Origin of the sequence: Streptomyces sp. NBC_01003 (genome assembly GCF_045162695.1) — a bacterium.
GTDB lineage: Bacteria > Actinomycetota > Actinomycetes > Streptomycetales > Streptomycetaceae > Streptomyces.
In genome coordinates this window covers 7,095,900-7,120,187 of sequence record NZ_CP108707.1, presented here as the reverse complement: position 1 = coordinate 7,120,187, position 24,288 = coordinate 7,095,900, and the positions used below count along the sequence as shown (strand labels likewise).

Genomic DNA, 24,288 nt, shown 5'->3' with positions numbered 1-24,288 from the left:
TTTCGACGAAATCCGCAGTCTCCCGGACCCCCTCAGCCGGGTTTCAGGTGTAACCGCCGTCTCACCCCCGGGCCCGGCGTCCCGTCCGCCGTCGACAAGTGCGAGGATGGGTCCTTGGCAGGACAGGGCCCCCACCACAGGGCCGAAGCATAAAAAGCGGCCGGACACCAGCCGCCGCCCGGTCACTGCAGACCGGCGTACGGCGCACATGCATGGAGGACGTGACGTGGCGAACGACGCCAGCACTGTTTTCGACCTAGTGATCCTCGGCGGTGGCAGTGGCGGTTACGCCGCGGCCCTGCGCGGAGCGCAGCTGGGCCTGGACGTCGCCCTGATCGAGAAGAACAAGCTCGGGGGCACCTGCCTGCACAACGGCTGCATCCCGACGAAGGCCCTGCTGCACGCCGGCGAGATCGCCGACCAGGCGCGCGAGGCGGACCAGTTCGGTGTCAAGGCCTCCTTCGAGGGCATCGACATCGCGGGCGTCCACAAGTACAAGGACGACGTGATCTCCGGCCTGTACAAGGGCCTGCAGGGTCTCGTCGCCTCCCGCAAGGTGACGTACATCGAGGGCGAGGGCCGCCTGTCGTCCCCGACCTCCGTGGACGTGAACGGCCAGCGCGTCCAGGGCCGTCACGTGCTCCTCGCGACCGGCTCCGTGCCGAAGTCGCTGCCGGGCCTGGAGATCGACGGCAACCGCATCATCTCCTCGGACCACGCGCTGAAGCTGGACCGCGTCCCGCAGTCCGCGATCATCCTGGGCGGCGGCGTCATCGGCGTCGAGTTCGCCTCGGCGTGGAAGTCCTTCGGCACCGACGTCACCGTCGTCGAGGGCCTCAAGCACCTCGTCCCGGTCGAGGACGAGAACAGCTCCAAGCTTCTTGAGCGCGCGTTCCGCAAGCGCGGCATCAAGTTCAACCTCGGCACCTTCTTCGAGAAGGCCGAGTACACGCAGGACGGCGTCCGCGTGACCCTCGCCGACGGCAAGACCTTCGAGGCCGAGGTCCTCCTGGTCGCCATCGGCCGCGGCCCGGTCTCGGCCGGTCTCGGTTACGAGGAGCAGGGCGTCGCGATGGACCGCGGCTACGTCCTGGTCGACGAGTACATGCAGACCAACGTGCCGACCGTCTCGGCCGTCGGTGACCTCGTCCCGACGCTCCAGCTCGCGCACGTCGGCTTCGCCGAGGGCATCCTGGTGGCGGAGCGTCTGGCCGGTCTCAAGACCGTCCCGATCGACTACGACGGCGTGCCGAAGGTGACGTACTGCCACCCCGAGGTCGCCTCCGTCGGTATCACCGAGGCCAAGGCCAAGGAGATCTACGGTGCGGACAAGGTCGTCGCTCTGAAGTACAACCTTGCGGGCAACGGCAAGTCCAAGATCCTCAAGACCGCGGGCGAGATCAAGCTCGTCCAGGTCAAGGACGGTGCCGTGGTCGGCGTCCACATGGTCGGCGACCGTATGGGCGAGCAGGTCGGCGAAGCCCAGCTGATCTACAACTGGGAAGCGCTGCCCGCCGAGGTCGCCCAGCTCATCCACGCCCACCCGACGCAGAACGAGGCACTCGGAGAGGCCCACCTGGCCCTCGCGGGCAAGCCGCTGCACTCGCACGACTAGGTCAGGCCGCAGGCTGGACCCAGTCGTCCCTGTCGTCCCCTGGGCGCGACGACCGACCACAGACTTCCGCACTTCCCCAAGCTCTCAACATCGCTCGAGCAGGGGAGACCCCACTAAGGAGCAACAGAAACCATGTCGGTTTCCGTATCCCTTCCGGCGCTCGGTGAGAGTGTCACCGAGGGCACCGTCACCCGCTGGCTGAAGGCCGAGGGCGAGCGCGTCGAGGTCGACGAGCCGCTGCTCGAGGTCTCGACCGACAAGGTCGACACCGAGATCCCCTCCCCCGCCGCCGGCATCCTGGCCTCCATCAAGGTCGCCGAGGACGAGACCGTCGAGGTCGGCGCCGAGCTGGCCGTCATCGACGACGGCACGGGCGCGCCCGCCGCCGCCCCGGCTCCGGCCGCTGCCGAGGCCCCGGCCCCGGCCGCCGCTCCGGCCCCCGTCGCCGAGGCCCCCGCGGCCCCGGCCGCCGCCCCGGCTGCTCCGGCCGCCCCCGCCGGTGCCGCTTCCGGCACCGACGTCGTGCTGCCCGCTCTCGGCGAGTCCGTCACCGAGGGCACCGTCACCCGCTGGCTGAAGGAGGTCGGCGAGGAGGTCGCGGAGGACGAGCCCCTGCTCGAGGTCTCCACGGACAAGGTCGACACCGAGATCCCCTCCCCCGTCGCCGGTGTTCTCCTGGAGATCTCCGTCGCCGAGGACGAGACCGCCGAGGTCGGCGCCAAGCTGGCCGTCATCGGTGCTCCCGGTGCCGCTCCGGCCGCCGCTCCTGCTCCGGCTGCTCCGGCCCCGGCCGCCGCCCCGGCCCCGGTCGCCCCCGCGGCTCCGGCCCCGGCTGCTCCGGCCGCCCCGGCCCCGGCCGCCGCTCCGGCCCCGGTCGCCCCGGCTGCTCCGGCCGCCCCGGCTCCGGTCGCCGCTCCCGCTCCGGTCGCCCCCGCCGCCCCGGCCCCCGCCGCGGTCTCCGGTGACGACGGCGCGTACGTGACCCCGCTGGTGCGCAAGCTCGCGTCGGAGAACGGCGTGGACCTGGGCACCGTCAAGGGCACCGGCGTCGGCGGCCGTATCCGCAAGCAGGACGTCATCGCGGCCGCCGAGGCCGCGAAGGCCGCCCCGGCCCCCGCCGCCGCTGCTGCTCCGGCCGCCGCGAAGGCCCCGGCCCTGGAGGTCTCTCCCCTCCGCGGCCAGACGGTCAAGATGACCCGCATGCGCAAGGTCATCGGCGACAACATGATGAAGGCGCTGCACTCGCAGGCCCAGCTGACCTCGGTCGTCGAGGTCGACATCACCAAGCTGATGAAGCTGCGCGCCAAGGCGAAGGACGCGTTCGCGGCCCGTGAGGGCGTCAAGCTCTCCCCGATGCCGTTCTTCGTCAAGGCCGCCGCCCAGGCGCTGAAGGCCCACCCGGTCGTCAACGCCCGGATCAACGACGACGAAGGCACCATCACGTACTTCGACTCGGAGAACATCGGCATCGCCGTTGACGCCGAGAAGGGTCTGATGACGCCGGTCATCAAGGGCGCGGGCGACCTGAACATCGCCGGGATCTCGAAGAAGACCGCCGAGCTGGCCGGCAAGGCCCGCGGTGGCGGCCTCACGCCGGACGACATGTCCGGCGCGACCTTCACGATCTCCAACACGGGCTCGCGCGGTGCGCTCTTCGACACCGTCATCGTGCCGCCGAACCAGGCCGCGATCCTGGGCATCGGCGCCACGGTGAAGCGTCCGGTCGTCATCAACCACCCGGACCTCGGCGAGACCATCGCCGTCCGGGACATGACGTTCCTGTCGCTCTCCTACGACCACCGTCTGGTGGACGGCGCGGACGCCGCCCGCTACCTGACCACGGTCAAGGCGATCCTGGAGGCCGGCGAGTTCGAGGTCGAGCTCGGCCTGTAACGCTCGTCTCATCAGCGCGTACGCCCCCGCCCGGAGGTCTTCCGGACGGGGGCGCCGCCGTATTGTCTAGAGGTCAACGCACCTTGGGGTCTCTGCCCGCCCGTCTCCCGACCACCGCCCCTCAATGAGGCCCTTCGGGCCGCACCTTCCCATCGCTGGAGGAGCCATCATGACCGCGCCCGTCGTCCACTCGCTGCGCGAACAGATCCGCGAGCACATCGTCGAGGGGATCGTCAGCGGGCGCTGGAAGCCGGGCGAGCGCATCGTGGAGCGCCGCATCGCCACGGAGCTGGAGGTCAGCCAGACGCCCGTGCGGGAGGCCCTGCGGGAGCTGGAGAGCCTGCGCCTGATCGAGTCCGCGCCCAACAAGGGCGTCCGGGTGCGGAATCTGACGGCCGCCGACCTGGAGGAGAGCTACCCGGTCAGGGCCGGTCTCGAGGCCATCGCGGCGGAGCTGGCGGCCGGGAAGCTGGCCGAGGACTGCTCGGCCCTCGAACCCCATGTGGCGGCCCTCTACCGCGCCGACCAGGAGGCCGACGGGACGGGCCAGGTGCGGCACACGGTCGGCTTCCACCGCGAACTGGTGCGTGCCGCGGGGAACTCCGTACTGCTGCACACCTGGGAGGGCCTCGGCATCGAGGTGTTCACGGCCCTGTCCATCCGGTGGCTCGGCACGGTCCAGCAGTCGTACGCGGAGGAGCACGAGGCGCTCGTGGACGCGTTCCGGCGCCGGGATCCGGCGATCGCGGAGCTGGTGAAGGCGCACGTGCTCGGCTGCGCCCCGCGCGCCTGAGCCACACCCCGCTCAGACGTCGTCGTGCCACCCCTCCCACCTGCAAGAATTCGCCGTTCCGCCTTCGAAAACAAGGCACCCGGTGCCCCGTTCAATGGCACCGGATGCCCACTTTCTCCGTCTGAGGAAGTTTTCTCCTTCAACCCTTTGATCGATCATCGATCAGGGAGTTAGAGTCGCCGACGGGTCTCCACCAGGGACCCACGCCCTGTCCTGCCAAAGACCTAGGGCACCCCCACCCTTTCCGCTAAGGGAACCCCCCTCCGACTCAGGAAGGCGGCGCAATGACCGACCCCTCCGCAATCCAGCCGAGCGAGCTCGACCAGCTCCCGGACCGCGACCCCGAGGAGACCGCCGAATGGCAGGCCTCCCTGGACGCCGTTACCAAGGCGGCCGGGCCGCACCGTGCCGCGTACCTGATGCGCCGCACGCTGGAGCGCGCCGAGGGCTCGGGCCTGGCGCTGCCGAAGCTCCTCGAGACCGACTACGTCAACACCATCCCGACCGCCGCGGAGCCGGCGATCGAGGGTGACGAGGCGCTGGAACTGAAGATCGCCGCGTGGAACCGCTGGAACGCGGCCGCGATGGTGACCCGTGGCTCCAAGTACGGCGTCGGCGGCCACATCGCCACGTTCGCCTCGGCGGCCTGGCTCTACGAGACCGGCTTCAACCACTTCTTCAAGGGCAAGGAGGGGGACGGGTCCGGTGACCAGCTGTACATCCAGGGCCACGCCTCCCCCGGCATCTACGCCCGCGCCTTCCTCGACGGCCGCCTGAGCGAGCAGCAGCTCGACCACTTCCGCCAGGAGTCCGGCGGCGACGGCCTGCCGTCGTATCCGCACCCGCGGCGCCTGCCCTGGCTGTGGGAGTTCCCGACCGTCTCCATGGGCCTCGGCCCGCTGTCGGCGATCTACCAGGCGCGGTTCAACCGCTACCTCACCAACCGCAAGATCAAGGACGTCTCCGCCTCGCACGTGTGGGCGTTCCTCGGTGACGGCGAGATGGACGAGCCCGAGGCCACCGCAGCCCTGGCGCTCGCCTCGCGTGAGGGTCTGGACAACCTGACCTTCGTCATCAACTGCAACCTGCAGCGCCTCGACGGCCCGGTCCGCGCCAACTTCCGCGTAGTCCAGGAGCTGGAGGCGCAGTTCCGCGGCGCCGGCTGGAACGTCATCAAGACGCTCTGGGGCTCCGCCTGGGACGAGCTGTTCCAGCTCGACACGACCGGCGCGCTCGTGCGCCGGCTGCGCGAGGTTCCGGACGCCCAGTTCCAGACGTACGCGACGCGCGACGCCGCGTACATCCGCGAGCACTTCTTCGGCTCCGAGCCCGCGCTCGTCGAGCTGGGCCGGCTGCTCACGGACGACAAGATCGCCGAGTGCTTCAAGGTCTCGCGCGGCGGACACGAGCCCCGCAAGGTGTACGCGGCCTACCGTGCGGCCCTGTCGCACGCGGGCGCGCCGACCGTGATCCTGGTCCAGACGGTCAAGGGCTTCACGCTCGGCAAGGGCTTCGAGTCCAAGAACGCCAACCACCAGATGAAGAAGCTGACGGTGGACGAGTTCAAGGACATGCGTGACCTCCTTGAACTGCCCATCTCCGACAGCCAGTTCGTCGACGGCCAGGTCCCCTACGGCCACCCGGGCGCCGACTCCCCCGAGGTCCGCTACCTCCAGGAGCGCCGCGCGGCCCTCGGCGGCCCCGCCCCGGCCCGCCGCACGCACGCGATCGCCCCGCTGCCGGCCCCGGCCGACAAGGCGTTCGCGTCCTTCGACAAGGGCTCCGGCTCGCAGTCGGTCGCGACGACGATGGCGTTCGTACGCCTGGTCAAGGACCTCGTACGCGACAAGGAGACCGGCAAGCGCTGGGTGCCGATCGTCCCGGACGAGGCGCGCACCTTCGGCATGGAGTCGCTGTTCCCGTCGCTCGGCATCTACTCCCCCAAGGGGCAGACGTACGAGCCGGTCGACCGCGACCAGCTGATGTACTACAAGGAAGCCACGGACGGCCAGATCCTCAACGAGGGCATCACCGAGGCCGGCTCCATGGCGGACTTCATCGCCGCCGCCAGCGCGTACTCCACGCACGGCGAGGCGATGATCCCCTTCTACATCTTCTACTCGATGTTCGGCTGGCAGCGCACGGCCGACCAGATGTGGCAGCTCGGCGACCAGCTGGGCCGCGGCTTCCTGGTGGGTGCCACCGCGGGCCGTACGACGCTGACGGGTGAGGGTCTGCAGCACGCGGACGGTCACTCGCCGGTCATCGCGGCGACCAACCCGGCCGCGCTGTCCTACGACCCGGCGTTCGCGTACGAGATCGGCGCGATCGTCAAGGACGGTCTGCGCCGCATGTACGGCGAGGCGGCCCCGGGCGAGGACCGAGACGTCTTCTACTACCTGACGGTCTACAACGAGCCGATGCCGCAGCCGGCCAAGCCCGCGGGCGTGGACGAGGGCATCCTCAAGGGCCTGTACCGCTTCAACACCGCCGAGTCGGCCGGGGTGGACGTCGCGGCCGCCAACGCCCCGCGCATCCAGCTGCTCGGTTCGGGCACGGCGATCCACTGGGCCCTCGAGGCGCAGAAGCTGCTCGCGCAGGAGTGGGGGGTTGCCGCCGACGTGTGGTCCGCGACCTCCTGGACCGAGCTGCGCCGCGACGCCCTGGAGGCGGACGAGGCGATCCTGCGCGGCGAGGAGCGCACTCCCTACATCCGTACGGCGCTCGACGGCGCCCAGGGTCCGGTCCTCGCGGTCTCCGACTACATGCGCCAGGTCCCCGACCAGATCGCGCAGTGGGTCGAGCAGGACTACTCCTCGCTCGGTGCGGACGGCTTCGGTCTCTCCGACACCCGTGAGGCGGCCCGCCGCCACTTCGGCATCGACGCGCAGTCGATCGTCCTCGCGGCCCTGGCCCAGCTCGCCCGCCGCGGCGAGGTCAAGGCCTCGGCCGTGAAGGAGGCGCGCGAGCGCTACGGCCTGTAGTCCCTTGTCCTGCGTGCCCCGTCCCGATTGCCGGGGCGGGGCACGCGTGCGTGAATGAGGAGGAGTCCGCAGGAGTTCCAGGGGGGCGCCGTTCAGGGGAGATGTACGTCCATGAAGATCTCCAAAACCCCGTCAGCCCCCTGCTGGGCGGACCTCTCCACGCCCGACACCGACGCGGCCCGGCTCTTCTACGAGGGTCTCCTCGGCTGGCACAGCGAAGTGGCGGAGGGCTACGGCATCTTCAGGTCCGGCGGCGAGCCGGTCGCCGGCGTCGCCCCGACCACGAACCCGAAGGAACCGTCGGCGTGGCTGCCGTACTACCAGTCGGCCGGGGTCGACGCCGTCATCGCGCGCGTGAAGGGCAACGGCGGCACGGTGGTCACGGGTCCGCAGACCATCGAGGAGGACGGCGTCTTCGCGGTCTGCCAGGACCCCGCGGGGGCCGCGTTCGGCCTGTGGCAGCCGATCACGAACACGGGCTTCGGTGTGGTGAACGCACCGGGGAGTTTCTGCTGGTTCGAGCTCCTGACCCGCGATCCGGACGGGTCCAAGGACTTCTATCAGTCCGTACTGGGCTGGGGCGCGAAGCGGCACCCCTACGGGGGCGGCGGCAGTTACACGGAGTGGAGCGTCGACACCGAGCCCTTCGGCGGGATGCTCGACACCACGTCGGACTCGTTCCCCAAGGAACTGCCGGCGCACTGGATGGTGTACGTCGCCGTCGCGGACACCGACGCGACGGCGGCCCGCTGCAAGCAACTCGGCGGGCAGATCCTGGTGCACCCGACGTCCATCGAGCCGGGCCGGTTCGCGGTGCTCGCCGATCCGCAGGGCGCCTCGTTCGCGGTCATCACGTACACCCCGCGCTGAAGGGCCCGCATCATGGGCGTATGCGCGCTGCCCGCCTGATCAAGATGGTGTTGTTGCTCCAGTCCCGGCCGTCGATGACGGCGGGTGAGCTGGCGCGCGAGCTGGAGGTCTCGGAGCGGACCGTGACGCGGGACGCGCAGGCGCTGTCCGAGGCGGGCGTGCCGGTGTACGCGGACCGGGGCAGGGCGGGCGGGTACCGGCTGATCGGCGGGTACCGGACGCGGCTGACGGGTCTGGCGCGTGGTGAGGCGGAGGCCCTGTTCCTGTCCGGAGTGCCGGGCGCGTTGCGGGAGATGGGCCTGGAGGACGCGGCGTCGGCCGCGCGGCTGAAGGTGTCGGCGGCGCTGCTGCCCTCGCTGCGGGACGCCTCGCGGACGGCGGCGCAGCGGTTCCATCTGGACGCGCCGGGCTGGTTCAAGGAGCCGCGGACGCCGGAGCTGCTGCCGGCGGTGGCGGACGCGGTGTGGGACGACCGGGTGGTGCGCGCCCGCTACCGGCGTGACGAGGCGGAGAGCTCGCGGGAGGTGGTGCGGGAGCTGGAGCCGTACGGGCTCGTCCTGAAAGCCGGTGTCTGGTATCTGTGCGCCCGGGTCGCAGGCGGCGGGACCCACCGGGTGTACCGGATCGACCGGTTCACCGGCGTCGAGACGGGCGGGGAGCGCTTCGTACGGGACGAGGAGTTCGATCTGCCGGGGTTCTGGGAGGAGCGGGCGGAGGAGTTCGCGCGGTCCATCCTGCGCGCGGAGGTCGTCCTGCGGCTCTCCCCCGCGGGGCTGCGGCAGCTTCCGTACGCGACCGAGCCCGCGTCGGTGCGCGCGGCGCGGGAGTCGGCGGGCGAGCCCGACGAGGAGGGGTGGGTGACGGTGACTCTGCCGGTCGAGTCGGAGGACGTCGCGTACGGGCAGCTGTTCGGACTCGGGCCCGAGGCGGAGGTCGTCGCCCCCGCCGCGCTGCGTGATCGCTTCGCGGAAGCGGCACGGCGGACGGCGGACCGTTACCGGTGAGCCGCCGGGCGCCGTGCCCTCGGCATGTGCGCGCATAACGAAACGGCGCAGCTCCGGCACCTCGGCGTGCGTCCCCGACCCCCAAGGCAGATGCTTGTCCCGTGATGGACGAGACGGAGTTCTGGGAGATCGTGGACAGCACCCGCGAGGCCGCCGAGGGCGACCCCGAGGACCATGCCGAGCTGCTCGTCGACCGGCTGCTCCAGGCCGACCCCGACGCGGTGCTCGACTTCGCCCGTCACTTCGAGTCCCGCTACCACCGCGCCTACCGCTGGGATCTGTGGGGCGCCGCGTGGGTGCTGCTCGGCGGCGCGAGCGACGACGCGTTCGACTACTTCCGCTGCTGGCTGATCGGCCAGGGCCGGGAGGTCTTCGAGGGCGCGCTGCACGAGCCGGACTCGCTCGCCGATCTGCTGGGGGACTTCGACGAGGAGATCGACGGGGACGGCGAGGAGCTCGGCTACGCGGCTGACGAGGCGTACGAGGAGCTGACCGGGGCGGTGGCGCCCGATCTCGGCATCCCGGCCGGGCCCGCGGAGCCGGAGGGCACGCCGTTCGACTTCGAGAACCCGGCGGAGCTGCAGCGGCTGTATCCGAAGCTCTCGGAGCGCTTCGGGGCGCAGGGAGCGTAGGGGTCGCAGGGGTCGTAGGCTTTCGGCCGGTTCACTTCCTGGCCGCCCGGATCGACTCCTCGATGCCGGGGAACGCGAACGTGAAGCCGGACTCCAGGAGCCGGGTCGGCACGGCCCGCGTGCTGCCGAGGACGTCGCCCGCCATCTCGCCGAGGACCAGACGCAGGACGGGGGCGGGCGCCGTGAACAGCGTGGGGCGGTGCAGCACGCGCCCCATCGCGGCGGTCACCTCGCGGTTCGTGACGGGGTGCGGGGCGGTGAGGTTCACCGGGCCGGACAGCTCCTCCGTGTCGATGATGTGGCGCAGGGCCGCGATCTCGTCGTGGAGCGCGATGTACGACCAGTACTGGCGGCCGTCGCCCAGGCGTCCGCCGAGACCGGCCTGGTACAGCGGGAAGAGCCGCGCCCAGGCCCCGCCCGCGCGGGACACGACGAGCCCGGACCGCGCGAACACCGTGCGGATTCCGGCCTCTTGCGCGGGCGCCGCGGCCTCCTCCCACTCCACGCACAGCTGCGGCAGGAAGCCGTCCCCGGGCGGCGTGCCCTCGTCGACGGCGCGCGTGCCGGTGTCGCCGTAGTAGCCGACGGCGCTGCCGTTGACGAAGACGCGGGGAGGCTGTTCGAGCGTGGCGACGGCCTCGGCGAGCGTCGCGGTGCCGAGGACCCGGCTGTCGCGGATCTTCCGCTTGTACTCCTCGGTCCAGCGGTGGTCGCCCACGCCCGCGGCGGCGAAGTTGAGGACGGCGTCGCATCCGGAGAGCCCGGCCGCGTCGACGGACCCCCGCTCCGGGTCCCAGCGGACCTCGTCCGCGGCCGCCGGTTCCCTGCGGACCAGGCGGACGACGTCGTGCCCGTCGGCGCGCAGGGACCGGGTCAGTGCCGAACCGATGAGTCCGGAGGCGCCGGCGACGGCGAACCGGGAGCGTCGTACGGGTGCGGAATCGCTCTGTGTCATGGGTCCATCCTGCCGCGTGAAACGCGCGGCGGCCGGTCGTGGGCCGGTCGTACAGTGGCCCCCATGCCACAGCCGCACATACGTTTCGCCCGGCTCGACGACGAGGACGGGCTCGCCCGGCTCGACCGCGCGGCCTGGTCCACGCTGCACGCCGTCCAGCCGAAGCCGTTGCCGCCGTACGACCCGTTCTTCTCGGAGCGGTTCGGGCCGCGGGACCATCTGGTCGCGGAGCTCGACGGGCGGCTCGCGGGTTACGTACGCATCGCCTATCCCACCTCGCTCGCCGCCAACACCCATGTGCGGCAGATCCAGGGCCTCGCGGTCGCCGCGGAGGCGCGGGGCGCCGGGGTCGGCCGGGCGCTGGTCCGCGCGGCGGTGGAGCACGCCCGCAAGGCCGGCGCGCGCCGCATGACGCTGCGGGTGCTCGGGCACAACGCTCCGGCGCGGGCGCTGTACGAGTCCGAGGGGTTCACGGTCGAGGGCGTCCTGCCGGAGGAGTTCCTGCTCGACGGGAAGTACGTGGACGACATCCTGATGGGCCAGGCCCTGTGAGCGGGGCACAGGAGTTCTGACGGACCCGCCCGGCGTGCGGTGACGGCCTTCCCGTAGGAGCGTGAAGGGGTCCATGGGAAGGAGCCCGCCGATGACCGGGGCGTTGTCGGGTCGCCGGGGCGGCGAGGAGCGGGCCTGGCTGCGCGGGGCACCGCCGCCGCGCTGGGTGCGATGGCTGCCGGTCGCGCTCCTCCTCGCCCTGTGCACGGCCCAGCTGGTCACCGAAGAGAAGCTGGACCTCGGTTTCCTGCTGGGGGCGATCCCGCCGCTCGCCGCCCTCACCTACGGCCCCGCCGCCACGGCGCTGCTCGGCGGCACCGTGATCGTCCTGCTGAACGTGCCCTTCATGAACCTCGGGCACCCCGGCAACAGCGACGTGCTCACGGTCTCCTTCGTGGCGCTGCTCAGCGTGCTGATCGGCTGGGTCCGCAGCCGGCGCGACGCCCAGCTCGTCACCGTGCGCACGGTCGCCGAGGCGGCGCAGTTCGCCGTCCTTCCGCCGCTGCGCGACCGGGTCGGCACGGTGCGCTGCGCGGGCCTGTACCGGGCGGCCGAGCGCGGGACGCTGGTCGGCGGTGACCTCTTCGACGTGCGCAGGGGGCCGGCCGGGGTACGGGCCGTGATCGGGGATGTGCAGGGCCACGGTCTGTCCGCGGTCGCCACGGTGGCGGCACTGCTCGGCGCGTTCCGTGAGGCCGTGCTCGACCAGGCGGACCTGGAGGGGGTCGCGGCGCGCCTCGACCGCAGGCTCGTGGTCGACTCCGCCGAGGACGAACACGCCGAGCTCTTCGCGACCGCGCTGTTCCTCGAGTTCCCCGACGACTCCCCGGTGGTACGGGTCGTTTCGTGCGGCCATCCGCGGCCGCTGCTCCTGCGCGGGCAGGAGGTCATCGAGCTGACGGTGCCGCCGGGGGCGCCGCTCGGGCTCGGGCTCGAGATCGAGATCGCGGGCCTCACGCCGCTCGAGCAGCTCACGGTGCGGCTGCGGCCGGGCGACCGGCTGCTCGCGCTGACGGACGGACTGATCGAGGCGCGGGACTCGTCCGGTGCCTTCTATCCGCTGGCGGAGCGCCTGGTCCGGTTCACCGCGGACGACCCGGCGGAGCTGACGGACGCGCTGTGGCGGGACGTGGTGCGGTTCGCGGGGACGGTACGGGACGATCTGACGATGCTCGTGTTCGCGCCGGATATCGACCCGGAGGACGACTGACGGCCCCTATCGGGCCCCGCCCCGGCCTCCCCCCAACAGGCTGATCCCGCCCGTCAGTTCCCGCAGGCAGCGGAGCGCGAGGACCGCCGGGGAGCCGGTCGCGCCCGTCGCGGGGGCGTCGGTGGCGGCCCAGGCCTCCAGGGCGATCCGGATGGCGTCGGTGGCCGCGGCGGCGGCGAGGCGTACGTCGAGGGAGTCCGCCTCCTCGCCCGCGAGCCGGGTGAGGACCGGCACGAGGCGCTCCTCCGACTCCTGGTTGACCCGGTACCAGACGGCCCGCAGCGCGGCGTCGTCCTGGGCCGCGCGCAGGAGTCCCCTGGTCGTCTCCAACTGTTCGGGGCCATGCTCACCGGGGGCGGAGAGCGTGGCGGTGATGGCCGTCTCCAAAGTGACGCGCAGGTCCGTGCCGGGTTCGGCGTCTTCCAGAAGGGCGCGCCAGGCGTCGCCGCCCGCGGCGAGAAGCGGGCCGACCGCGTCCTGCTTGCCCCGGAAGTAGCGGTAGAAGGTGCGCAGCGCGACGCCCGCCCGGTGTGCGATGTCCTCGGCCGTCGTGCCGTCGGGACCGTGCTCGGCGAAGAGTTCGGCGGCGGCGCGGGCGATGTCCAGCTGGGTGGCGGCCTTGCGCCGCTCGGTCAGGGAGGGCTGCGGACTGCGCTGATCGTTCGTGGGGCTCACCGGGGAAGCCTATGCGTCCGGAACAAGTCTGCACGTTCTGACGTTATGGCAAACCGTGCCACCTAGGCGTACGGTGGACAGCGAATCATCGTGAGAAGAGTGAAGTGGAGCAGCACATGAGCCCGAACCTGAACCGCTACGAAGGCCGCCGCGTACTCGTCACCGGCGGTGGCTCCGGCATCGGCCAGGCCACCGTGCTGCGGGTCCTCGCCGAGGGCGCCCGCGCGGTCGCCGCCGACGTCAGCGAGGCGGGCCTGAAGGACACCGTCGGGAAGGCGACCGCCGCGGGCTGCGCGGACCGGCTGACCACGGTCGTCGTGAACGTCGCGGACGAGGCCTCCGTGCGCGCGGGCGTCGCCACCGCCGTCGAGGCACTCGGCGGCCTGGACGTGCTGGTGAACGCGGCCGGCATCCTGCGCTCCTCGCACACCCACGAGACGTCGCTCGCCGACTTCGACCAGGTGCTCCAGATCAACCTGGCGGGCACGTTCCTGATGATCCGCGAGTCGATCCCGGCGCTCCTCGCCGGCGACGGGGCAGCCGTCATCAACTTCAGCTCGACGTCGGCCACGTTCGCCCACCCCTACATGGCGGCGTACGCGGCGAGCAAGGGCGGCATCCAGTCCATGACGCACGCCCTGGCGAGCGAGTACAGCAAGCAGGGCATCCGGTTCACGGCCGTGCAGCCCGGATCCATCTCCTCCGGCATGACCGACGGCTCCGGCGTCAGCCGGCAGAGCAGCGGCCCCGGCCTGCCCGAGGACGCCGACATGAGCCTGTTCATGAAGCTGGCGCCGGCGATAGGCCAGGGCTTCGCGGGGCCGGAGAGCGTGGCGTCCGTCGTGGCGATGCTCGGCTCGGAGGACGGCAGGTTCATCACCGGTACGGAGGTCAGGGTCGACGGCGGCACGCACTTCTGATCTGCGTCGAAGGCGGGTCCGGTCTGCGGCGGGGCCCGCGATCACTCGTATGGCGCGGCGTGCGGGGCGGGGCCCGGGCGCGCGGCGGAGAGTGTCACCTATGCGCGTCTTCCGTATGCCGTTGTGCTGCGTACCGGGGGCCATGGCCCTCGGTCTGCTGCTGATGTGTGCCGTGACCGTCGGGCCCGGGAACGGCGGTTCAGCGGCGAAGTCAGGCCGGGCGGCGGGCCTCACCCCCGCCGACCGGGCCGCGCCGGTGCTGTCGCCGGCCGCCGCACCGGTGCGCCGGCCGCCGGTGCTGTCGCTGGCCGCCGTACCGGCGCGCCGGTACACCGCCGCGCTGCCCCGGATCGTGCCACGGGCCGACTGGCTCGCTGACGCCGCGTACCGCCGGCCGCCCGCCCGGTACGCCGACCGCGTCACGGCAGTCTTCATCCACCACACGGACTCGCCGAACGCCTACGACTGCGCCGACACGCCCCGCATCATCCGCTATCTGTACACGGGCCAGGCGGGCGGCCGGAACTGGGACGACATCGGCTACAACTTCCTCGTCGACAAGTGCGGAACGATCTACGAGGGCCGGGCGGGCGGCGTCGGCAAGGCGGTCGTGGGGGCGCACGCCCAGGGCTTCAACCAGGGCACGGCGGGCATCGCCGCCATCGGCACCTTCACCGCGGGCACCCCGGTGCCCCCTGCCATGGTGAAGTCCATCGCGGCGCTCTCCGCCTGGAAGCTGAGCCTCGCGAACGTCGACCCGCGCTCCCGCGTCCGCCTCACCTCGACGAACAGCCTCAGCCGCTTCCCCAAGGGCAGGACGACCGAGTTCAACGCCATCGCCGCGCACCGGGACGAGTACGAGACGTACTGCCCGGGCCAGGCCCTGATGGCCGCGCTCCCGGAGATCAGGCAGCGGGCGGCGGCGCTCCAGGGGCGGTAGGGCTTCGTCCGGATCAGGCCGGGCTCGCGTCCGGCGGCTCCGGGCGCCCCCCGTGCGACCGTGCCCGGGCTACGCGCGACTCCCTCGGCCGGGGCCCGGACCTACCCTCGACGGACTCGGGTACAGCCCGGGTGTTCGGAGCCGTACGCGGGTTCGCCGGGGGGTAGGACGCCTTCGGAGCCCGCCTGCGTGCGCCGGCCTGACGGGCCGGGGTACGTGCGACGGCTCCCACCAGCCGCACAACCGCCAGGGAGGCGCACGTGCCTGAGCCCGCACAGCACGCGGACGTCGTCATCGTGGGAGCCGGGGTCGCGGGACTCCTGGCCGCCCACCGCCTGACCAGGGCGGGCGTTCCCACCCTGGTCCTGGAGGCCGGCCCCTGTGTGGGCGGCCGCATGTCCACCGAGAAGGTCGACGGGTTCCGGCTCGACCGGATCGGCCGACTCCTGTGCACCTCGTACCCCGAACTGCGCCGCACCCCGGGCCTCGACGCCCTCGTCCTGCGCCCCTTCTCGCCCGGGGTCCTGGTGCACAGCGACGGCCGCCGCCATCGCGCCGGGGAGCTCCCCGGCACACGGCGCGCAGTGGGCGCACTCACGACGGCGCGCGCCCTCGCGAGCGCCCCCAGGGTGCCCCGTCCCCGCGCCGCAGCCAGGAGCCCGCGCCCGACCGCCCCGCTCGGCAGCCCCCTCGACCACGCCCGGCTCGCCAGGTCCCTGGCCCGCCTCGCCGGGACACCGGTCCCCCGTCTGCTCGCGCGCCCCGAACTCCCCGCCGCCGACGCCCTGATGGGCCGCGGACTGCCGGCCCGCACCCTCGACGGGTTTGTGCGCCCCCTCCTGTCGGCGCTCCTGTGCGACCCGGACCTGACCTCGTCGAGCCGGTGCGCCGACCTCGCCCTGCTCGCCTACGCGCGCGGCCGCCTCTGCGTCCCCGAGGGCGGCGCCGACGCGCTGCCCGAGCTGCTCGCCGCCGGGCTCCCGCCGGGCACGGTCCGCACCGGCGTGCACGTCAGGGCCATCTCCGCGAATTCGGTGACGACCGAGGAACACGGTGAACTCCGGTGCCGGGCAACACTGTTGGCGACCGGGGCACGTGCCGCGGCCGGGCTGCTCCCGGGGCTGCGGGTGCCGGACTTCCACCCCGTCACCGTCGTCCACCACGCGGTCCCCGAGCCGCCGCTCACCGACCCGGCGCTGCTCCTCGACGCCGACCGGCTCGGCCCCGTCGCGTACTCCGCGGTGATCAGCCAGGTCGACCCGACGCGCGCCCCGGCCGGCCGAGCGCTGGTCTCCTCCACTGTCCTCGGCCCACCGCCGCCCGAGCGGGAGCTGCGGGCCCAACTGGCAGCCCTCTACGGCACGTCGACCTCGGACTGGGAGACCCTCGCGGTCCACCACGACCCGGAGGCGGTGCCCGCGATGCCGGCCCCGCACGACCTGCGCCGCCCGGTGCGGCTCCTTCACGGGCTCTACGTGTGCGGCGACCACCGCGGCACGAGCACGGTGCAGGGCGCCCTCCACTCGGGCCGCCGCGCCGCGCGCGCGATCCTCACGGACCTGGGCGTCCAACTGGCCCCGACGGCGGGCACGGTGCCGGCCGCGGCCTGACCGACCCGCAGGGCCGACCGTACGCCCCGAACTGCACAGGCACAGCACAGCCCCACCACGGCCCCACCACAGCTCAGCGACAGGGAACCCCCAGCCGCCCTCACCACACATCCGACCTCTACGGGTCCCCATACGCGCTCGTCTCCGTGGCACATTCCGGAGGCGGGCGCCCTCATTTCCCCCACGCGCACTCTTGCCACCACAACAACTCCCCTTTACGGTCCCCACGTCCGCACCCTTGTCCCTGGAGGCCGCAGTGCGAAGAACGGCGTCAGCCCTGCTGTTCGTCCTAGCCCTTGTCACCGGATTCATCGGAGCTGTCGTGCCGTCATCAGCAGCCCAGCCGGAGGAGCAGTCCCCCGAACCGCTCGCCGGGCAGCCGTCCGTGGTCCCCCGCCCCACCGACTGGACGTCCCTCGGCGGCACGGTCGCGATCACCCACCGCACCCGTGTCCTGGTCGACCCGCGCGCCCGCGCCGAGACGTCCGAGCCGTCCGGCCGCGCCGAGTTCCCCGGCCCCGCCCGCCAGAGCGTGCAGCAGCTCGCCGCCCAGCTGCGCACGGAAATCGATCAGGTATCCGGCATCGAGCCGCGCATCGCGAGCGACGTGGCCCACGCCGGGCCCGGCGACATCGTCCTCGGCCTCGCCGACGACCGCGAACTCGGCGCCGAGGGCTACCGGTTCGACAGCTCGGACGGCGCCGTCCGCATCCGGGCCGCCTCCACACACGGCCTCTTCTACGGCACCCGCACCCTGCTCCAGCTCCTGCGCTCCACGGACGACGAGCACCGCACGCTCCCCCGGGCCCGTGCCACCGACGTCCCCACACAGGCGATCCGCATGGTCCACCTCGACGCGGGCCGCAAGTACTGGAAGATCCCGTACCTGGAGAACCTGATCCGCAGGATGGGCGACCAGAAGCTGAACACGCTCATGCTGCACCTCTCCGAGTCGGAGGGCTTCCGCCTGTACAGCCCGAAGTTCCCGGGCCTCGCGGACCCCGACCACAGCTACAGCCGCGCCGACATCGAGCACCTCAAGTCCTTCGCGGCCCGCCACCACGTACAGCTGATGCCGGGCCTGGAGATCCCCGGCCACGCGACGGCGATCAGCGACGCGTTCGGCATCGGCTTCGGCGCGGGGACGAACCCCTGCACGGCCGCGCACACGCACTCGCACCTCACACCCGACTGGATCATCGACATGACCAGCGAGAAGGCGGTGGCGAAGACGAAGCAGATCGTCGACGAGTTCGCCGGCTGGTTCGACGCGCCGCTGTTCTCTATCGGCGGCGAGGAGGTGCCGGGCCAGCTCGCCGACTGCCCCCGCGTGCAGGACTACTTGGCCGCCTCTCCCGACGTGTCGACGCTCGGCGACCTCCTGAACCGGTACATCAACACCCTGGACGATGTGATCGCCTCGCACGGCAAGCGCACCGCCGTCTACAACGGCTCCGAGCACCTGGCCGCGCCCCAGCAGACCGTCCACGGCCCGGTCGTCTTCATCACCTGGGAGGGCACGGGCGCCGAGCCCGCCGTGCCGGGCCACGACGAGATCGCCATCGGCCCGTTCTACGACACCCCGAACAACTACCACCACCTGTACCCGAACGAGCCCTGGATGTACGACAGCTGGACCGTCAGCACGGCGCCCGACATGCTCGGCTCCGGCCTGACCAACTGGGCCGACTACAACTTCTGGGCCGACGACGCGTACTTCGAGCAGTCGATGGCCGGCGCCCGGGCGATCCTCGCGGACCGCGCCTGGAACGGCACGGCGACCCCGGACACCCTGGCCGACTTCCGGGCCCGCGCGGCTCTCGTCGGCGACCCGCCCGGCATCACACCCACGCCCGTGAAGCCGCGGGTGAACGACGGCCGGCCGAGCCATCACTGGACCTTCGACCCGGCCGCGTACCCGAAGGGCTGGACGTACGCGGGCAGCCCCGGCAACACGATCTTCGCCGAGGACACGGCGGGTGACCTGCCGGGCACGTCGTACATCATCAACAACCCGGCGCCGGTGACCGACGGCGTGCGCGGGCAGGCGTGGCGCTTCGACTCGGACCGGGACGGTGTCGGCTTCGGCGGCATGGACGTCGCCGAGCCGTGGACGGTGTCGGTGCAGGTCCGCCCCACGGCCCGCACCGCGGACCAGGTCCTGCTCAGCTCGAAGGCGGGCGCGCTCAAGCTCATGCAGTACGGCACGGGCAAGGTCGGCTTCACCCGGTACGGCTCGGCCGACCTCAGCTTCGACCACACGCTGCCGCTGGACCGCTGGACCCGGCTCACCTGGGTGGCGACCCCGGGCCACACCACGCTCTACGCGGACGGGGAGCGGGTCGGCACGGTCGACGCGTCGATCCCCCTGCCCCTGCGCTCGATCGGCACGGAGAAGGTGAGCCTCCGTGGCGACCTCGACGAACTCACCACCTGGGACGAGCCGTTGACGGCCGACCAGATCGCCGACCTGTCCCGGAAGGACACCAAGTGACACGCCTCAGACCACGCCCCGCGCGAAACGCCCGGCGCCGCGCCTCCTCCGCCGTTCTCGCGGCAGCCTGCACCGCGCTGCTCGGCCTGCCCGCGACGGGCGGCCCCGCGGCCGCCCAGGACGCACCCCCGGCCAAGGACTACGAGCCCACGCTCGACTCCCTCAACAGCCATCCGACGCCGAGCTGGTTCGACGACGACAAGTTCGGCATCTTCATCCACTGGGGCGCGTACTCCGTGCCCGCCTGGGGCCCGCGCGGCAGCTACGCCGAGTGGTACTGGGCGTACATGAACGACGCGGGCAGCCCCGCCAACCAGCACCACAAGGACACGTACGGCACTGCCGCGAACTACGACGACTTCATCGGGCAGTGGAAGGCTCAGAAGTACGACCCCGACGCCTGGGTGAAGCTCTTCAAGGACGCCGGCGCCAAGTACTTCGTGCTGACGTCCAAGCACCACGAGGGCGTGGCCCTGTGGGACTCGAAGGTCAGCGGGCGCGACACCGTCGACCTGGGGCCGCACCGCGACCTGGCGGGCGACCTGTTCAAGGCGGCGCGCAAGGAGAAGGGCCTCAAGGCCGGCTTCTACTACTCGCTCTACGAGTGGAACAACCCGTCGTACACCGGCCACCCGGTCACCAACCCGTACACGGGCACCCCCGTCCCGTACACCGGGGCGCCCGCGGTCAAGGACTACGTGGCCGACTACATGGCGCCCCAGATGCGGGAGCTGATCGACCAGTACGACCCGGACCTGCTGTGGTGCGACGGGCAGTGGGAGAAGCCCGCGTCCTACTGGAAGACCGCCCCCGTCCTCGCCGACTACTACAACCGGGCGAAGAACCGGAAGCACCCGAAGGAGGTGGCGGTCGCCAACCGCTGCAAGATCGACACGGGCGCCCTCGACTCCACCGAACTCGACTTCCAGACCCCCGAGTACACGGTCAAGTCGGAGATCGACCCGAACAAGTGGGAGGCCAGCCGCGGCATCGCGCACTCCTACGGCTACAACCAGAACGAGCCGGAGGAGGACTACCTCACCTCCGACCAGCTCGTCGACTCGCTCAGCGACATCGTCAGCAAGAACGGCAACCTGCTGCTCGACGTCGGGCCGCGTGGGGACGGCACGATCCCCGAGCTCCAGCAGCAGCGCCTGATGGACATCGGCGCCTGGCTGAAGACCAACGGCGAGGCCGTGTACGGCACCACGTACTGGCACCACGCCGAGGAGCCGACCTCCGACGACACCGTCCGCTACACGGTCAAGGACGGCGCCCTGTACGCCACCGCTCTGAAATGGCCCGGCGAACAGCTGACGCTCGGCGCCGACACCCCGGTGAGGAAGGGCACGCGCATCTCCCTGCTCGGCTCGGACGCGGGACCGCTCACGTGGCACAAGGACGACCGGGGCCGGGTCGTGGTGGACACCCCCGCCGAGACCGGCAAGTACGCCTACGTCTTCAAGATCGAGACCCCGGGCGTGCACAGTCTGGCCCGCACCCGCACCGAACTGCCGAAGGAGCTGAACCCCGGCCGCACCGCCGACGGCACGCTCACCGTCACCAACACCTCCCGCAAGAAGGCGCCCGGCACCCAGGTGACCATCGGCGCCCCGGACGGGTGGACGGTGACCCCGAAGGCGGCCGGCGTTCCGCCGCAGGGCCCCGGCGCCTCCGCCGAGGTGCCGTTCAAGGTGACCCCGCCGCGGTCCGCGAAGCCCGGCTCGTACGAGCTGCCGATCACCCTGCGGCACGCGGGGATGACGGTCACCACGACCGTGAAGGTGACGGTCGCCGCGGAGAACCTGGCGCTCGGCAAGAGCGCCACGCAGAAGTCCACCGCCTGGGACGCCCCGGCCTCGCGTGCCGTCGACGGCAACACGGACGGCACATTCGGCGCGGGTTCCGTCAGCCACACAGCGGAGCCCTCGAACCAGGCGTGGTGGCAGGTCGACCTCGGCGCGAAGGCCGATCTGAGCAGCGTCGACATCTGGAACCGCACCGACTGCTGCGCCGAGCGCCTGTCCGACTTCTGGGTCCTCACCTCGGACTCCCCGATCACCGCGGACAGTCTCGACGAGGCCCGCAGGAGCCCCGGCGTGACGGCCGTACGGGTCGCGGATCAGGCGGGCAAGCCGTCCAACGTGGCGCTGCCGTCCGGGACGACGGGCCGCTATGTGCGCGTACAGCTGGAGTCCGCGGCCGACCCGCTGTCCCTGGCGGAGGTGCAGGTGCGCGGGAGCGCTCAGCCGTAGTCGACCGGCGGGCAGGTGCGGATGCGCACCACCCCCGTCCCGTCAGTGGCTGAGGGCGGCGATGCGGTCCCGGTATCCGCGTACCGGGGCCGCGTCGCGGTAGGGCTCCAGGCGGCGCTCGAACTCCCGCACGTACTCGTGCGCCCGCACGGAGCGCATCTCGGACGCGGCCTGCGCGGCCTCGGCACCGAGTGTGCACGCCTGGTCCAGCTCGCCGAGCCCGAGCCGCGCGGAGGCGAGCACCACCCGGCAGAACAGCCTGCTGCGCGCGAACCCGGGCGCCCGCAGCTGGAGCGAGCGCTCCGCGTGCTGGGCGGCCGCGCGGTACTGCTGGAGATCCCGGTGGCAGTGCCCGAACTCGTCGGCCAGCTGCGCCTCGTCGAAGAACCGCGCCCAGTGCGGCACGTCGTCCCCGGTCCGCACCGCCTCCAGCGCCCGCTCGGCCCGCACCAGCGACGCCGTGCACGCGCGCACCTCGCCGAGCACGCCGTGCCCGCGCGCCTCGGCCGCGTGCAGCAGCGCCTGCACGGCGGGCGGCGCCGAGGAGCCCACGCCCTGCTGCGCGACCCGCGCCAGTTGGACGGCCTCGCGCCCGTGCCCGAGATAGACGGCCTGGCGGCTCATCGTGACCAGGACGTACGACCCGTACATCCTGTCCCCCGCCGCCTGCGAGAGCCGCAGCGCCTGCACGAAGTACCGCTGCGCGAGCCCGTGCGCGGCGATGTCGTACGAGGTCCAGCCGGCGAGCCGGGTCAGATCGGCGGTGGCCGCGAAGAGCCGCCGGCCGATCTGCTCCCCGTAGGTGCCCCGCAGCATCGGCTCGGCCTCGTGCTCCAGGTAGCGCACGAGTGCCTGGCGGGCGTGGCCTCCGCCGTACGCCTGGTCGAGAGAGCGGAAGAGTTCGCCGACGGAGCGCAGGGCCGCGATGTCTCCGGCGGTGACGCGCTGGCCGGGCCCGCGCTCGGCGTGGCCGCGCTGCCGGGGCAAGGGGGGCGGTCCCGGTTCGAGCCCGGTGGTGAGCTTGGCGGGAGCCCGTCCCTGGACAGGGATCCGTACGCCGCCGGGACCGCCGTGGTCCCCGTGGGCGACGCGGTCGTCGGCCCGTCCGATCAGCCAGTCCCGGCTCGGCACGACTAGCCCCGCCGGGGTGAAAGCGATCTTGCGGAGTTCGGCATGGCTGCCCGAGTCCTTGCGCCACAGGCCGCTCACGATGTCGACGGCCTCCTCGGGCGAGGCGGCGAACTCCAGGCCCGCGTAGACCGGGGAGCAGGCGTCGAGCCCCAGGTCCTGGGCGGAGAGCCGGCGTCCCAGGCGCCGGGTGAACACCTCGGCGATCAGTGCGGGTGTGGTGCCGCGGGGCTGCTGGCCGCGCAGCCAGCGCGTCACGGATGTCTTGTCGTAGCGCAGGTCGAGACCGTGCTCCAGACCCAGCTGATCGACGCGGCGGGCGAGGCCGGCATTGGAGAACCCCGCCTCCGCGATGAGCGCGGATAGCTGGCGGTTGGGCGTGCGCTGCGGAGGTCGTTCCGTCATGCTGTGCGATTGCCTTCCGGGCCCTAGGAAGCCGTAGAGGGGGGCCATGGTGCGCCCCCCTCTGCACTGCTCCCACATGGAACGGCGCGAATTGGACGTCCTTCCCCGCAAGCGGAGAACTCCTGCCGCCCCGCTCGCACGGGACCTCGGTGGGTTCCTGCTTCACAGGCTCTGCCGGACCGGAGTCCGGCCTTACACAGCCTCCACAAGCCTGACTTCCCGCCCGCCCGGCGGTAGGTCCACAAGCGGCTCCTCGCTCACGGACGGCGCCGAAGCTATCACGCAGCGCGCACGGGTTCCCTTGATCAGACCAGCAGGCACCCCCTTTCATCCGATCGTGTGAGGATTGCCCGAACGGCTGGCGCGGAGGCCCTGGTCGTACAGTGGCGGAGCGCGATATGTGCACGCTGAAGGTTCTAGGGAGGCACTGACCGTGAATGAGTTGCGGTTCGTCCGCTTGGGTTTCGGAGCGGACTCGGTCGACTACCAGGACGCCTGGGACGAGCAGCGCCGTGTGCACGCCGCCCGTTTCGCCGACGAGGCCCCCGACACCTGCCTGCTTCTCGAACACCCGCCGGTCTACACCGCGGGCCGCCGCACCGCGCCCGAGGAGCGCCCGCTGGACGGCACCCCCGTCGTGGACGTGGACCGGGGCGGCAAGATCACCTGGCACGGCCCGGGCCAGCTCGTCGGCTACCCGATCCAGAAGCTGCCGCGCCCCGTGGACGTGGTCGCGCACCTGCGCCGCCTCGAAGACGCGATGATCGCGGTCTGCGCCGAGTTCGGCGTGGAGACGTCCCGCGTGGAGGGCCGGGCCGGTGTGTGGGTGCTCGGAGACGCCAAGGACGCGGCCGAGGAGCGCCCCGAGCTCGGCGGCCTGTCCCTGGACTTCGACCCCCGGGTGAACGACTCCGAGTTCGACCCCCGTCTCAACGGCCCGGAGTACGCGCCCTCGAACGCGGGCCAGCGCCGCGAAGACCGCAAGATCTGCGCCATGGGCATCCGCGTCGCCAAGGGCGTCACGATGCACGGCTTCGCGCTGAACGTGAATCCGGACACCTCGAACTTCGACAAGATCATCCCCTGCGGCATCCGCGACGCTGGCGTCACCTCGCTCTCGTACGAGCTGGGCCGCGACGTCACGATCGACGAGGTACTGCCGGTCGTCGAGCGCCACCTGCGCGACGTCCTGGAGAACGCGGCCCTCGCCCCGCGCGTCATCGAGAAGGCGCCCGAGCAGGAACCCGACAAGGCCACCGCCTGAGCGGGAATGCACCCCGAAGGCCAGAGGTTGGCCACACGTAAAGCCCATCAAGACCACGGGCGTACCCTGAGGTACGCCGAAGAATCAAA

General features: G+C 72.0%; 18 protein-coding genes. 15 read left to right on the top strand and 3 right to left on the bottom strand.

Annotated features, from left to right (window positions below; genetic code table 11):
- The first annotated feature begins 226 nt into the window (after positions 1-226).
- The 7 genes from lpdA to OG698_RS32370 all read left to right on the top strand — a co-directional run bounded on the left by lpdA (position 227) and on the right by OG698_RS32370 (position 9,791).
- Positions 227-1,615 carry a dihydrolipoyl dehydrogenase gene (gene lpdA / locus OG698_RS32400; protein ID WP_100592133.1) on the top strand — a complete coding sequence of 463 codons (1,389 nt, stop codon included), beginning with the start codon at positions 227-229 and terminating at the stop codon, positions 1,613-1,615.
- 132 nt (positions 1,616-1,747) lie between these two features.
- A complete protein-coding gene (sucB, locus tag OG698_RS32395; protein ID WP_406107227.1) occupies positions 1,748-3,508 on the top strand; it encodes a 2-oxoglutarate dehydrogenase, E2 component, dihydrolipoamide succinyltransferase in 1,761 nt (586 codons plus the stop codon).
- A 169-nt stretch (positions 3,509-3,677) separates the two neighbouring features.
- The gene (locus tag OG698_RS32390; protein ID WP_406107225.1) at positions 3,678-4,301 is read left to right on the top strand and encodes a GntR family transcriptional regulator; all 624 of its coding nucleotides are present in this window, start codon (positions 3,678-3,680) and stop codon (positions 4,299-4,301) included.
- Between the two features lie 284 nt (positions 4,302-4,585).
- Positions 4,586-7,285: a pyruvate dehydrogenase (acetyl-transferring), homodimeric type gene (gene aceE / locus OG698_RS32385; protein ID WP_406107223.1), complete on the top strand. Its 2,700-nt coding sequence runs from the start codon at positions 4,586-4,588 to the stop codon at positions 7,283-7,285.
- A 111-nt stretch (positions 7,286-7,396) separates the two neighbouring features.
- Positions 7,397-8,155: a VOC family protein gene (locus OG698_RS32380; protein ID WP_406107222.1), complete on the top strand. Its 759-nt coding sequence runs from the start codon at positions 7,397-7,399 to the stop codon at positions 8,153-8,155.
- 20 nt (positions 8,156-8,175) lie between these two features.
- The gene (locus tag OG698_RS32375; protein ID WP_406107221.1) at positions 8,176-9,159 is read left to right on the top strand and encodes a helix-turn-helix transcriptional regulator; all 984 of its coding nucleotides are present in this window, start codon (positions 8,176-8,178) and stop codon (positions 9,157-9,159) included.
- 104 nt (positions 9,160-9,263) lie between these two features.
- Entirely contained in the window at positions 9,264-9,791 is a 528-nt protein-coding gene (locus OG698_RS32370) for a DUF4240 domain-containing protein (protein ID WP_406111425.1), read from the top strand.
- A 31-nt stretch (positions 9,792-9,822) separates the two neighbouring features.
- On the opposite strand, the gene OG698_RS32365 is transcribed toward OG698_RS32370, so the two are convergent.
- Positions 9,823-10,746, bottom strand: a complete 924-nt coding sequence (locus tag OG698_RS32365) for a TIGR01777 family oxidoreductase (protein WP_406107220.1) — start codon at positions 10,744-10,746, stop codon at positions 9,823-9,825.
- A gap of 63 nt (positions 10,747-10,809) precedes the next feature.
- Between OG698_RS32365 and OG698_RS32360 the strand changes: the two genes are divergently transcribed.
- Both OG698_RS32360 and OG698_RS32355 read left to right on the top strand, forming a co-directional pair.
- Positions 10,810-11,298 (top strand): GNAT family N-acetyltransferase, encoded by a 489-nt coding sequence (locus OG698_RS32360; RefSeq protein WP_399968487.1) that lies wholly within the window; start codon positions 10,810-10,812, stop codon positions 11,296-11,298.
- 91 nt (positions 11,299-11,389) lie between these two features.
- On the top strand, positions 11,390-12,508 hold the full coding sequence (locus OG698_RS32355; protein ID WP_406107218.1) for a PP2C family protein-serine/threonine phosphatase: 1,119 nt from the start codon (positions 11,390-11,392) through the stop codon (positions 12,506-12,508).
- A gap of 6 nt (positions 12,509-12,514) precedes the next feature.
- Here the strand turns inward: OG698_RS32355 and OG698_RS32350 are convergent, their stop codons facing one another.
- Positions 12,515-13,183: a TetR/AcrR family transcriptional regulator gene (locus tag OG698_RS32350; RefSeq protein WP_406107216.1), complete on the bottom strand. Its 669-nt coding sequence runs from the start codon at positions 13,181-13,183 to the stop codon at positions 12,515-12,517.
- 116 nt (positions 13,184-13,299) lie between these two features.
- Between OG698_RS32350 and OG698_RS32345 the strand changes: the two genes are divergently transcribed.
- The 5 genes from OG698_RS32345 (at position 13,300) to OG698_RS32325 (ending at position 21,402) form a co-directional block, all read left to right on the top strand.
- On the top strand, positions 13,300-14,103 hold the full coding sequence (locus OG698_RS32345) for an SDR family NAD(P)-dependent oxidoreductase (protein ID WP_406107215.1): 804 nt from the start codon (positions 13,300-13,302) through the stop codon (positions 14,101-14,103).
- Positions 14,104-14,203: 100 nt separating this feature from the next.
- The gene (locus OG698_RS32340; RefSeq protein ID WP_406107213.1) at positions 14,204-15,043 is read left to right on the top strand and encodes a peptidoglycan recognition protein; all 840 of its coding nucleotides are present in this window, start codon (positions 14,204-14,206) and stop codon (positions 15,041-15,043) included.
- Positions 15,044-15,303: 260 nt separating this feature from the next.
- Positions 15,304-16,653, top strand: a complete 1,350-nt coding sequence (locus OG698_RS32335; protein WP_406107211.1) for an NAD(P)/FAD-dependent oxidoreductase — start codon at positions 15,304-15,306, stop codon at positions 16,651-16,653.
- A 322-nt stretch (positions 16,654-16,975) separates the two neighbouring features.
- Positions 16,976-19,147: a family 20 glycosylhydrolase gene (locus tag OG698_RS32330; RefSeq protein ID WP_406107210.1), complete on the top strand. Its 2,172-nt coding sequence runs from the start codon at positions 16,976-16,978 to the stop codon at positions 19,145-19,147.
- On the top strand, positions 19,144-21,402 hold the full coding sequence (locus OG698_RS32325) for an alpha-L-fucosidase (protein WP_406107208.1): 2,259 nt from the start codon (positions 19,144-19,146) through the stop codon (positions 21,400-21,402). The genes OG698_RS32330 and OG698_RS32325 overlap by 4 nt, the downstream gene beginning before the upstream one ends.
- A 42-nt stretch (positions 21,403-21,444) precedes the next feature.
- On the opposite strand, the gene OG698_RS32320 is transcribed toward OG698_RS32325, so the two are convergent.
- Complete coding sequence (locus tag OG698_RS32320) at positions 21,445-22,935, bottom strand: regulator (RefSeq protein WP_406107206.1); 1,491 nt, start codon at positions 22,933-22,935, stop codon at positions 21,445-21,447.
- A 433-nt stretch (positions 22,936-23,368) separates the two neighbouring features.
- On the opposite strand from OG698_RS32320, the gene lipB reads away from it, so the two are divergent.
- Positions 23,369-24,199: a lipoyl(octanoyl) transferase LipB gene (gene lipB / locus OG698_RS32315; RefSeq protein ID WP_406107205.1), complete on the top strand. Its 831-nt coding sequence runs from the start codon at positions 23,369-23,371 to the stop codon at positions 24,197-24,199.
- Positions 24,200-24,288 lie beyond the last annotated feature (89 nt).